General features: G+C 34.8%; 12 protein-coding genes and 1 tRNA gene. 12 read left to right on the forward strand and 1 reads right to left on the reverse strand.

The window, feature by feature from the left end:
• The 9 genes from D3P96_RS08280 to D3P96_RS08195 all read left to right on the forward strand — a co-directional run.
• On the forward strand, positions 1-419 hold a 419-nt coding region (locus D3P96_RS08280), incomplete at its 5' end, for a hypothetical protein (protein ID WP_185696140.1).
• A 15-nt stretch (positions 420-434) separates the two neighbouring features.
• The gene (locus D3P96_RS08160; protein WP_124943860.1) at positions 435-848 is read left to right on the forward strand and encodes a hypothetical protein; all 414 of its coding nucleotides are present in this window, start codon (positions 435-437) and stop codon (positions 846-848) included.
• Between the two features lie 89 nt (positions 849-937).
• Entirely contained in the window at positions 938-1,138 is a 201-nt protein-coding gene (locus D3P96_RS08165; RefSeq protein ID WP_124943861.1) for a hypothetical protein, read from the forward strand.
• Complete coding sequence (locus D3P96_RS08170; RefSeq protein WP_124943862.1) at positions 1,135-1,689, forward strand: hypothetical protein; 555 nt, start codon at positions 1,135-1,137, stop codon at positions 1,687-1,689. Before D3P96_RS08165 ends, D3P96_RS08170 begins: the two co-directional genes overlap by 4 nt.
• Positions 1,682-2,293 carry a hypothetical protein gene (locus tag D3P96_RS08175; RefSeq protein WP_124943863.1) on the forward strand — a complete coding sequence of 204 codons (612 nt, stop codon included), beginning with the start codon at positions 1,682-1,684 and terminating at the stop codon, positions 2,291-2,293. The genes D3P96_RS08170 and D3P96_RS08175 overlap by 8 nt, the downstream gene beginning before the upstream one ends.
• A complete protein-coding gene (locus D3P96_RS08180) occupies positions 2,286-2,765 on the forward strand; it encodes a thioredoxin family protein (protein ID WP_124943864.1) in 480 nt (159 codons plus the stop codon). Before D3P96_RS08175 ends, D3P96_RS08180 begins: the two co-directional genes overlap by 8 nt.
• A 30-nt stretch (positions 2,766-2,795) precedes the next feature.
• A complete protein-coding gene (locus D3P96_RS08185; RefSeq protein WP_124943865.1) occupies positions 2,796-3,713 on the forward strand; it encodes a hypothetical protein in 918 nt (305 codons plus the stop codon).
• Positions 3,714-3,831: 118 nt separating this feature from the next.
• Positions 3,832-3,906, forward strand: a tRNA-OTHER gene (locus D3P96_RS08190).
• Positions 3,907-4,337: 431 nt separating this feature from the next.
• Positions 4,338-6,332, forward strand: a complete 1,995-nt coding sequence (locus tag D3P96_RS08195) for a mucin-binding protein (protein WP_124943866.1) — start codon at positions 4,338-4,340, stop codon at positions 6,330-6,332.
• A gap of 100 nt (positions 6,333-6,432) precedes the next feature.
• Here D3P96_RS08195 and D3P96_RS08200 read toward each other — a convergent pair whose 3' ends face one another.
• Complete coding sequence (locus D3P96_RS08200) at positions 6,433-7,845, reverse strand: hypothetical protein (protein WP_124943867.1); 1,413 nt, start codon at positions 7,843-7,845, stop codon at positions 6,433-6,435.
• A 235-nt stretch (positions 7,846-8,080) separates the two neighbouring features.
• On the opposite strand from D3P96_RS08200, the gene D3P96_RS08205 reads away from it, so the two are divergent.
• The 3 genes from D3P96_RS08205 to D3P96_RS08215 all read left to right on the forward strand — a co-directional run bounded on the left by D3P96_RS08205 (position 8,081) and on the right by D3P96_RS08215 (position 12,391).
• Positions 8,081-10,138: a mucin-binding protein gene (locus D3P96_RS08205; RefSeq protein WP_185696141.1), complete on the forward strand. Its 2,058-nt coding sequence runs from the start codon at positions 8,081-8,083 to the stop codon at positions 10,136-10,138.
• A gap of 236 nt (positions 10,139-10,374) precedes the next feature.
• Positions 10,375-11,328, forward strand: coding sequence for a helix-turn-helix domain-containing protein (locus D3P96_RS08210; protein ID WP_185696142.1), 954 nt, complete (start codon positions 10,375-10,377; stop codon positions 11,326-11,328).
• Positions 11,321-12,391 carry an IS30 family transposase gene (locus D3P96_RS08215; protein WP_124943870.1) on the forward strand — a complete coding sequence of 357 codons (1,071 nt, stop codon included), beginning with the start codon at positions 11,321-11,323 and terminating at the stop codon, positions 12,389-12,391. Before D3P96_RS08210 ends, D3P96_RS08215 begins: the two co-directional genes overlap by 8 nt.
• Positions 12,392-12,786: the final 395 nt, after the last annotated feature.

The following is a 12,786-nucleotide window of genomic DNA, read 5'->3' on the forward strand; positions in this document are numbered from 1 at the left end:
GGGGTAAGAAAATTTATTTATTCAATCATTCAGCAAGTAATCTTGAGAAGGACCAAAAATGCTTAAATCACTATGTCAAATACAACAAACAACAATTAGAACTGATGTTAAATCGTGAAGAGGCTAAATCAGATATGCTTAATTCACTCAAAAATACAATTGGTGGGGCTATTCTAGTATCGTTGTTACTGATTGGCTTGCCGTTGTTCAAAAGACTTTTATCTGTTAAGGCGACCCAGTATACCAACAGTCATGATGTGACAGCTGAAAACTATGTATTGAGTGTGAATTTCACGATATTTGTTTTAGTAATATTCGCGATTAGTTTGTTGATATTTTTTTTATATTACATTAAGAAAATAAGCGATAAGAAAAGAAAAATGGGTATACTAAAATTAGCAATTAGTTATAAAAAATAGTAAGGATTAGAAAACATGGTTGATTATTTTGATGAAGAATCTATATTTTTGGGGTTAGTGGAGTTGATATTTTGTGTTTTCTCGATTGTGTATCTCATGAAATTGAAAGCATTTGATCTTGAATTAGAAAAATATGTTGACACATCGAACCCATTTAGAGTGATGTCGTACAATAATAATCAGGCATGGTGGTTTATATTAGGTATGTTTGTAATTACCATTGTTGCCGTAGGCATTGTGGCATTGGGTTTTGTACATGCTTACAAAGGGGTTGTCATTACGTATATAGGGATTCTTTGTATTGTTGTTACGATTAACGGTTGGATATTAATTAAATTATTTATTCTTATAAAAAATCCAATCCTAAGGTCAGCAATTATACTTATCTTATGCGGTGCTGGTTATATGACATATCAAACTAAAAATTAAAATAGTGATTTTAAAAGTTCTAGCCAGATACTTATTTCTGGTTAGGACTTTTTTGTATTCGTATTTGTATTCGAAGAGGAAAGAAAATTATGGTTAAACGTTATGAAGCTGCTAGTCGTAAGGTACTAGAAGTATTAGATTTGCCGATGGATACTTTAGTCCATTGGCATTTTGATGTTGCAGTAGGCTGGTATGTCAATATTAAAGGACATACTTATCAAGTCGTAATGAATGACGAATTGTTAATTGATCAAGTTATCGAGATGAAGATTGTTAGGGCAGAGGTATGATAAAAACAAGTAAAAAAATAGTGTTAGCTGTGGTTGCCTGTGGTATTTCTGGCTTATTAACAAATAACGGTATTGAGGCACATCGTGGGGCGACAAAGGTCCGTCGAGAGGCAACGCAAACGCATATTAAATCAGAACAGGTTGATCAACAAATTCAGACAAAAAAATCTAAAAGTAAGGTAAAAACCATTGATTTAAGGCAGGCAGATCAACTGATTACGAAATTTAGTCTAACTGCTTTGAACACGCCGATTAGTGATCGTTCTGACTATCTAGACTATACAAATGACATGAATAATTATGCGAATTCAGGTGCCGTTCTCGATGAATTGATTCGTTATCGTAAACCTAGTGTTAATACAGAGGATACTTCCCAACATTTCACTGTTAAATCATTAAATCGGACACAAGTGCATAACGGTAAAACAGATTACCTAGTTGTTCTTTCAGCTAAGGGAAATCCTGATCATGTCTTGGAACTAACCTTTGATGTGTTAACGAATCAAATTACAGTGTGCCATGTTGATCGGGAGGTGCCAAGCGATGCGTAAAAATAAATTGGATATAATGTTCATCCTTGTTTTGCTTACAATGATTGGGGTTAGTTGGTTGTTTTCTAATCAACAGGTGCATTTCTACAATCAAGCTGTTGAAAAAAACATGCAAGTAACGCAGCGTTTAACAACAAACCAGCATCAACTTAATAAATTAGAGTCAGAATTAAATATCAAGTATCAGTATGATTACGCTACTCAAAGAGCCGACCCAACTGTGACACATTTTTTTAAAATCATGCGAACCTATAATAGTTCTAAAACTTATAATGCCCGTCGGGATAAAGTGATTCGGGCGAAATTAGCTGGGGCAGATGTAACACAATCTGATTTATTCAAGACCGATCATGAAGAAACAGGTGAAAACTATGTGGATAATAGCCACATGAGCTCGAATTTTAATTCCGCAAAAGTTTATGCGGATAAAGTTTCAAATGATGTACTGGCGGGGAAGGTCTTGGTGAAATACACTATGACAACTGAACAAGGAGATGCGCAAATGTCGATGGCTCTTTATGATGTACGTTATGATTTGGTTACCAATCAAATTACAGAAATGCACTATGATTATGGAATTAACGGAGTATTAGGTAATGGTTAAACGTCGAGTCAATAATAAAAAGAGTTTTATTGCTGGTTTAGCTGACATGTCAGTTAAGCAGTGGTTAGCTTTAGTGGGTATGTTTGTGGTATTGCTTGGTTTTGGGATTGGTCAATATAATCGGTTCATTCGTTCTAATCGAGTTGTCTCAACCGAACAAATTAGACATGCCATTGAACAAAACAAAACGGTTGTCTTTTATCGTGATGATTGTTCTTCATGTAGAAAGACGTTACCATTCATATTGACGCGAAATATCCTCAAACATGACTTATTACTTGTCAATATGAATGGACCCAAAAACCGTCATTTTAAAGCTGACTATAAATTAAAAAGTGTTCCAACGTTAGTGAATAAAACCGGTTCTTATAGTGATTTAACAACGGATAGGTATTTTGATGCACTTAAAGCCGTTGAAGTAGATACAGGTGGCATGGACTTTTCAAGTTCGCCTGACCCAACCGTTCCTTAAATTAAAATTGAATATAGAGGAGATGATTTTATGCCGACTCCGCAAGTTGAAGCTGTTGATACGATTCGTGTTAATAGCTTTTTTATGTGGCAAGATATTATGAATGAATTTGCTAAAGATTTTTATGTCGATTGTCAACTGATTATCAGTGATATCCCTGATACACCGAATATCTATTTACGGCGTTTAAAAAATTACAGTCATCATGTTGAAACATATGATCAACGATGGTCTAACATGGCCGAAATTTTGGAACTGGTTGGTTTAGCATCCGATGTCGATTTGCTTCGTGACTGGTATAAAAGTGTCGTTCGCGTGAATCGTTTAGTTGATGAATATCTACAACAATTAACTAGAATGCCCAATCTTGATTATCTTAAAATCCGTGATATCCGCTTGTATAACTTTGTGGATACCGTGCGTCCTCTATGTGTGACGTTTGTGGAAGCACAACCTGGCGTTATGAAACACATTAAACAGGATTTTTTGAAGACATTACATCGTGCACCTATTGAACTCCGTTTATTAGATAGTGTGCGCACTAAGTTTAATCACGTCTTTGATGAATTTGAAGAAACGAAAGTGGCGTTTTATGCGGTCGAACAACAAGGTGCATTTAAAGGCTTTGATGGTGTATACGCGAATATGGTTATTCAAATTAATGAAGTTAAAAACGCTTTAGAACACTCGTTGATGGATGAATTTGACGTCATTGGTGATGATCAATTACTAACGAATAACGGGATGTTAGTTAGCATCGCAAAAGGGATTGGTGAATTATTGCTGGGAATTCCTAAGCAAGCAACTTATAGCATTCAAGGGTTAGAACACGGTGCTTTTGGAACGGACATTTTTGAAATTGTTCAGACTATTAACAATCATTTAAAGTATTTTGACGCTAAAAGGCAAGACCTATTAGCACGAATTTCTGAGCTAATGGTGGCATAATGGCATGTGATTGTTATAATATAGAATCATTGGTAAAATAAATATTTGGTGATAAAATTAAGCCGTTGGATGACTGAAATGTTATTTATTGGTTGTAATAGTTCACATTTTACACGGTAGGCATGTAGTTTAATGGGAAAAACGACTTTTTTCTACCTTTTTAGTTAAAGTGGTTCGATTCCACTCATGCCTATTCAAAATTGACTTATTATTAAAGCGTTAATGCCGCTTTCAAAGAGACGGAAATTAATGCTCTTTAACGTTAATCAATCATCTTAGTTATGTTTCTAAAACATACCCTTAATGTGTACAACCATGGGCTTAAACATACAGTTAATACTGTAATATAAAAACAAATTACTGATTATCGGTTATCTGTTTTATATCATTGTGACACCACAGTTTGCTTTTTTACTTGAAGAGCAAAATTACGTAGCATTAAATAATGGGGTGTTTATTATAAATAATCTTCACCTAAAACCAAACGGAGGAGTTAGTACTTCGATTATGTTTCACTCCCAAATTAAAAACTTGCTATACTCACACCATAAACTGTACCTTAGAAGTATAATGTCAACAGCGTCTACGGTAGCGCTCTATACGGCATTTAGTGTAACACCCACAATGGCGGCACAAACCGACATGTCTGACACTGTAACAGTTCCATCTTACGGTGGAAAACATGAGAATAGTCTTGTATCTCAGAAAGTAGATCTTGGCGTCGTTAAAAAGACAGAACAAACAGGATCTACGTTCGCCGAAAACAACCAAGCTTCAATAACTGATCACGTAAGTGAACATGCTGATGAAAGAGTAAATAAAAAAGACGATGTATCAATACATACGGCTACTCTCTCCACAGCATCTATCCCCACCACTGGAACAAGTAAAACTAATGTTTCTGCGACAAAGCCAAATAATAAGGACGATTTTAATGTAATACAAAACGGGGCCACTGAACGTGATCAAATTAAAAACACATCCATTGTTAGTGCAAAGGTTTCAGGCACTAAAGGATCACAACTACATCAAAGAGTACATATCAATGCTGATGCAGGAATAAGATTCAATCGAGATGCGAAAGGTAACTCAGCAACTACCGGAAAAGTGCTTAAATTGGTTCAAGAACGACAGCTTAATGGTGTTAAAACCAGCGTAACAGTTGACCCAAATACCTATGCGGAATGGGACCCTAATACAAAAAATACCATGCGTCAGTTAGATGATGGAAGAGAGGGGAAGGTTCCTACAGACTATCTTGGTATTAAAGATGGTCCATTAGGTTTTGATGATAATGGTAATAAAATTAATTTTAATCACGATGGTGATTATTTGATGTGGACAATTACTTGGGAAATCAATATCAATTTTAATTCAGATACTACACCCGAAACAAACCATATCGGTGGGAAAAAGCTTATTGTTCAACCAATTCCCCCAGCTTCTAATGTTAAAACAGCTACACCAGTTGAAGCTCAATACGTGGACACAAAGGGAAATAGAGTAGTTGACTCTGACTGGTCTACTGGCAGAGGAGGAAATCTTGATGATGCTTGGGATATTACAGCACCAAAACGGTTAACTGATAAAAATGGTAAAAAATGGGTATTGGTCGATACTTCAACAGCTACACATTCTGGAATCATCACTGATCAAGAGCAAAAAACACAATTTATTTACGTACACGAAACCATTGCTATCCCACCGAGTAAGCCACAACCATATCCAGGGCTTAAAGAAGATGATTTAAATAAGACCATTACGCGAATTATTAACTATGTTAATCAGGAAACAGGGAAAAATGTCGCTAAACAGGTCATACAAAAGGTGGACTTTGGGCGGACAGCTATTTATGACACAGTAGATGAAAAGGTTATTGGATATGATACAAATGGTGATGGTGAGGTTGATACATTCGATGGAAATGCTGCATGGATATCTATAAATGGTGGTTTTGGGAGGGCTTGGTCACCAATCATACAAGGATATAACAAACCTAATTTAACAGTTGTAGAACAAAAATCACCATCTCCAAATGATGAAGATGAAATTATTAACGTTCTCTATGAGCCGTTGAAGTATCCTAGTTACCGAATTAAAAATAATATCAATCTAAAAAATAAAAATCATATAAGAACAGGTATTCAAAAAACTAAAACAAAACCGGTACAGATATCCCAGCAGCATGACCGCCTTTTTAAAACGCTATTTCAAATCATAACTTCGCCAGCCCAAATAAAATCGTATTATCTATATGGTGATATTTTAAATAAAAATCACCTAGTTACACTAATTCAAATTACCATTGGAAATAAAATTCATCGTGTTATGGATTTATCAGAAGAAACTTATGAAACTGATTTACTGCATGAATTTAACGTCTTTAAATATTTAATGAGTAATGGATATTTTATAGATGACACAAGTATTAATCGTAAAGTAAACAAACATACTGTAGATTTTTCGATTAACTTAATGCCTCAGTTTTGCAAAACTTTTGACTATATTCCGATTTTAAAATTAGATTTTGGAAGTAGTCACAACATATCTACCACGACAATAGTTCCAAGAACACTAGAATTATTAGCCCATAATATTTTATTTAGTACTGGGAAGTAATTTTTTTAATATCGTACTCAAAAAAGCACACCTAAAGTAGTTAGGTGTGCTTTTTTATCGAGTGCGATATTCCATTGATGTACTTTCAAGACTTCTAAAGCTAGTCAAAAGGTTTTATTTTAGACGTATTATTGGTCTTTTGAGTAGATAATTTTTTTCGTTTTATTTGAACAATTGCTTGTCCAAATTGATACCAGTCTTTAGGTGTCGGAGGTTTTGTCCAAATAATTTGTTCGGTTTTAAGATTACTTTGTGCAAAATCGCCAAGATATATATCAGCAGATTCTGCAGTTATATTTTTTAGACGTAAATTTAAGCCAACAAAATTAGTGATTTGACATCTAATCCACTCATTGATTGCATATCCACCGGTGAAATCAACACAAATGCTTACAGGGTCAATATTTTCAAGGTTTAAGTCAGAAGACACTAACTGTGCACAAATCAATAAGAAAAGACGGTCATCATTTTTTCCTACTAGTTTCTCATTTTTAAACATGTTAAATAGTGAAACGAGTGCATGTGTTAGTGATGGATATATTTCATTAAAATATGTTTTAGGTACAAGTAAATGAATAGTTTCTGGGAAGTCATGAGCATATTGTGCAATAAAAATCATTTCTGAGATTATTAATAATATTTTCTTAACTAAAGATGGTTCATTATTTTCCAGTAGAAGTGGGCTTATTTCGTCGTAAGTAAGCATATAAATATACTCGAATTTGGAACGATCTTGAAATTGGGTATAAGAAAACTCATTTAAAGGGAATAAGTTTTCCGTCATTAGGAATTGTGTAAAATAGCAGTCCTCTTCTTTTGAAAACTCACTACCTAATTCAATAGTTTTACTTGAGGACGTAAGCCAGCATTCCTCGGCTTTGATAAAGTGACTATGGTTGTTAACTTCGTAATAGGTTATTGAAAGCATTAAGCTGATTTGATGCGTCTTATTAAGGTCATTGTTGGGATTGAATGTATATTGTATTTTTGAGAACGTTTTAATCATGTCTATAGGTAAAACCAGCTGTTCATTAAAATAAAAAAGAATATTAAACAATAAAATTCGATAGCTACCATAATCACCTGCAGTAGAGTTTTTATTAATCAAATTCAAAAGTGTTTTTTTATTTCGTGAGTAAGCTACATTTGTCCAGTTATAGTTTTCTTGCATCTTTTTCAGAGGGACGAAATCATCTTTAGAAAATAGTGTTTCAATAATCAGAGGATAATAAGAGGAACGTTTGAAATATATCGTAAGTAGTGCTTGTAGTATTTGATGTGACAGCCTATCACTGGGATATAGCCAACCACTTGTAATTTCAAAAAGGGTAGGTTGTTTTATGGATTCCAGGTCTGCATTAATTGATTCTATGTCACTGCGTAATTTAAATCGGCTAATGTTAAGATCAACTTCTAAGTTGGACAACTTAAAAGTAGTATCGTTTTGATTTAACAAATATTCAAAAAGGGATATTTTAGATTGGTCATCGGACAGTAATAACTCATTAAACATAACCAGTCCTCCTTGTTTTTAATAGAAATTGATCGATTTGTGTTGTTTATGTTTTAAGTTACTTAATCATAAGTCATATATAAATAATTTACTACATGCTCTAAAAATGCATATATCAATTATTTTAAATATTTTGAAAAATTTGATATATACAAAAAAAGTTTTGCCAATTATTATTACTTACGAATGCTATTTGTATTCGGAACTTGTTGAAATTTTAGGAGGAATAAACTATATGAATAGTTATAAGCAACATTATAAAATGTATAAGGCAGGCAAACGTTGGTTATTTGCTGGTGTCACTACGTTTGCTGTTTCTGTGGGGATAAGTGTCGGTATACAATCTGCTTCTGCAGATGCTACTGCTGTTTCAGCTAGTGGACCACAAACTGCACTACAGGAAAATAAAGAAAGTGTACCAGCAAAAGATAGTACAGAGACGAGTCAGCCACAAACAGATAGTCAGAGTACTGTTACCAGTACTGCTACTTCAGTTAGCGCATCGCAAGTAGATAGTCAGAGTGCTGTTACCAGTACTGCTACCTCAGTCAGCGCATCGCAAGTAGGTAGTCAGAGCGCCGTTACCAGTACTGCTGCCTCAGTTGGTTCCTCAACTGTAAATGATACACCGGATACTAGCCAGGGGAATTCCGTTAGTTCTGCGCAAGTTGGAACAACGGTGTCACAGAAGTCTATTAAAACTGTGGCTACAAATGAAACCCCCTCAGGATCAAGTAAAACAAATATTACCACTAACAAGCCTAACAGTATTGATAATCTTAATGTGAGTCAAAACGGTGCCAATAATCGTGATCAAGTTGGAAATTCGTCTATCGTTAGTGGTAAGGTTTCAGGAACAAAAGGTACAGATTTACATCAAAAAGTAAATATTAATGCTGATGCCGGTATTCGTTTCAATCGTGATGATAGAGGTAATTCTAAAACAACTGGAAAAGTCTTGAAGTTGGTTCAAGAACGTAGTTTGAATGGTGTTGTTACTAAGATTGAATTGGATCCTAACCAATATGCAGAGTGGGATCCAAATACTGCCGATAAGCATCGTCAAATTGAGGATGGAAAAGGTGGTACAGTACCAACTGATTATCTTGGCATCAAAGATGGTCCACTAGGTTTTGATGATAATGGTAATAAAATTAATTTCAATCACGATGGTGATTATTTGATGTGGACAATTACTTGGGAAGAAAATCTTGATTTTGACTCATCAACGACTCCAGATACGATTCATGTTGGTGGTAAGAAATTAATTGTACAACCTATTCCACCAGCAACTAATGTTCAAACCCCCGCGCCAGTTGAAGTAGAGTATGTTGATGATAATGGTAACGCATTAGTTGATTCTGATTGGTCTGTGGGAAAAGACGGTAATATTGGAGACGATTGGGATGTTACTGCTCCGCAAAAGATTACTGACAAGAACGGTAAAAATTGGGTTTTGAAGAAGGGACAAGATGTAACTCACACTGGTACAATTAGTGAGCAGGAACAAAAAACGCAATTCATTTATGAACATGAAACAATTGTTGTTCCGCCCACTAATCCTGGAACTTGGCCTGGTACTGATTATAATTCCCTTAATAAGACAGTAATTCGAAAGATTAATTACTATGATAAGAAAACAGGTAAAGTTATTTCTAAACAAGTTCAACAGAATGTTGAATTTGGACGTACAGCCATCGTGGATACGGTTGATGGAAAAGTAATCGGATATGACACAAATGGTGATGGTCAAGTTGATACAACAGATGCTAATGCATCTTGGACACCAGCAGATGGGCAATTGGATGAGATCGTTTCACCTGATTTGAGCGCTAAGGGTTATGGTAAGCCATCACTCGATAAGGTTAATGCTGATCGTGTGAACGCTAGTTCAAAAGATACAACGATTAATATTTATTATGAATTAGTTCCTGAAAACCCAGGAACACCTGATAATCCAGGAACACCTGGTAATCCAGGAACACCTGGTAACCCAGGGACACCAGGTAATCCAGGAACACCCGACAATCCAGGAACACCTGATAATCCAGGAACACCCGGTAATCCAGGAACACCTGATAATCCAGGAACACCTGATAATCCAGGAACACCTGRTAATCCAGGAACACCCGACAATCCAGGAACACCTGGTAATATTTATACGTCAAATAAGACGAATGATAAAAGTCTTCCAAACACTGGAATGAATGAACAATCTGTGCTTAGTGTTATTGGTGCGGTATTATTATCAATAATGGGATTCTTTGGATTCAAACGTCTTAGTAAAAAATAATATTAAGTATTGGTGATTATTTGGATTCAAAGTGTGAAAGAGGCATTTTAAATAAAATGCCTCTTTTTCATTTTATTTAAAGTCAGTTTTTAATAATTATTGTATGTGTTTTAAAAATTTTCGGATTATACTTTATGCTTTTTCTTGCTAAATTATTCTGAATTTTTTATGATATAGGCAATTATAGATAGGAGGTGCTATTTATTGATATTCAAAAAAATCCGCGTAAACACGCGATGAATTTTGAGGAGCGTTTGGTATTGGAAGATTTGTGGATTCGTCAGGAGTCTATTAGTCAAATTGCACGCTATTTGGGGCGTTCTAGATATGAGATTGAACAAGAATTGAAACGGGGGAATGTGATTTATTTTAAAGGTTTGGATGATCATGAATTGAAATTAATGACAATTCATAAGCGGATTAAATACTCGGCTGAGTATGCTCAACAATTTGTGACACGTACAAAGATGGTTCATGAAGAACGACACAAATTGACGCCTGGTATAAAACGTTTTATTGAAAACAAATTGTCGGAAGGGCTCTCCCCTGAGACCATAGTTCGTTTATACTCCGATGAAGTCCCTATAACGGGACGAATGATTCGAAACTACATTGATCAAGGATTAATTCAAAAACACGTACATAATGAAGATGCCTTATTAAAAATGAAAAATAAAGGCGAAGTGGTGTTAAATCCCGTACATAGAAATCAAATTCAAGAAATTGTCTTTGGTCAGTGGTTAGTGTTTGTCAAGAAAGAAGTACTTGCATATCAACGTGTTTCAATATTGGTGCTTATTGAAGAATTAACGCATTACGTTGTATTGGTTCGATTAGAGGATAAGGATGCGCATAATGTATATTTAGGTTTGGAACTGTTTCTTGATCGGTTTATTTCAGATGTGTATATGCTTGATTTTTGGGAAGAAGTTGTGGGTGAAAGTCAATTATTGGCGCTTAAGGCGACGTACGACGTTGTTTTTAACCATGTAGTGTCATCATTAGTTCCTGTATTGGAAGCACGTTTAGAAATAGTTTTAAAGCTCATTCCTGATTACGAGAATTTAGTCTATTTTGAACAATTACAATTGGATAATTTGAGTCGCGTTTTAAATGAACGTCTATTTTTAGATACTTCAGAGACAATCGCATCTGTTTTTAAGAAAGTGCAGGAACGTGAGTATGAGTAATCAAAGACATCATAAGCACTTAACATTTGAAGATCGGGTTTTATTAGAACATTACTGGAACGATGAACATCTATCAATGTCTGAAATTGCGATACAAATGGATCGAAATCAATCAACTATTTCTCGTGAGTTGTATCGTGGCAATGAAAGTGATGTTTCAGATGTTCCAAAACATGTTTTAAATCAATATGTCCATGATTTTATTAAGTATTCTGCTAAACTAGCCCAGTATCGTCATGAAAATCAGCATAAGCGTAATGGTCCACGTAATTTAACTTATGACTGGCAGACTAAAATTGAGTTATATTTAAATGATAGGGATTATTCACCAGAAGATTTTGTGCACCAATTTCCTGAATGTCCTATGAGTGCAAGTACGATTCGGAATTATATTGCTCGTGGTTATATTAAAGTGACTGAGTCGGCGTATGGACGACGTTCAAAGCGTTATCAACAGAAACCTAAGTATGCGTCTAAAAACGCGTTAGAGGAGAGTTCAGCTAAGTTAAATGCGAAAATTGAACGGCAAAATCAGAAAGCTAATCATTTAAAAGCTGAAAAGGTTCAGCGTTTAACAATTACTGAACGTCCACCATCTGTCAATAATCGACGTGAGTTTGGTCATTGGGAAATGGATTTAATTGTTGCTCGTGATGGAACACGTTTTGGGATTATGGTTTTAGTTGAGCGTAAAACACGTTATATGGTCGCAGTGCGTTTAGGCACCAGTCGAAAGGCTGAAGATATGAAAGCCGCGTTTGATTATTTTATGTCCATTCATGGGCAGTTTGTGAAGTCTGTGACGTTGGATAACGGGATTGAGTTTTTATCTTGGGATTATTTGGCGCATTTACAGCAAGATTATGGAATTAAAATGTATTTTGCACATCCTAATTCTCCGCAAGAACGTGGAACAAACGAACGCCGTAATCGTGATTTACGGCATATTATGGGTTATGGCAACTATACACGTTTAACGCAATTAGATTGGGATCAAGCGTGTGTTATCGCTAATAATAAGCCAATGCGTATTGCTTTAGATGGCGATACACCTAATAAGTGATATCATCAATCATGTTTACAACGCTTAAGACAGTTAAAAAAAAAAGAGAAAAATGACTGAGCTAATTTGGAATAAAATTATGTGTTAACTTAGCAAATGTTATATGTGTTAACTTAGCAAATGTTACTTGAAAGCTAGTGAGTATTTATACTTACTAGCTTTTTTATTTGGTCACAATTCATATTTAATCAGTTTAGGGAAACTTAGTACATAAATAGATGCAGAAAAAAAGAAACACGAACATTCGCCTTTTTATTCTGTTGGAAATAAGTTAACTTATTTTATTGACGAGGTTCGAGATAGTTAAGGTTTAAAAGCCTGATTTATTGCGATTCTAAAACTTTTAAAATAAATTTCGATAAATGGGTTGACACCAAAATTATAAAATATAAAGC

This window comes from Weissella viridescens, from assembly GCF_003862435.1.
Classification (GTDB): Bacteria; Bacillota; Bacilli; order Lactobacillales; family Lactobacillaceae; genus Weissella; species Weissella viridescens_A.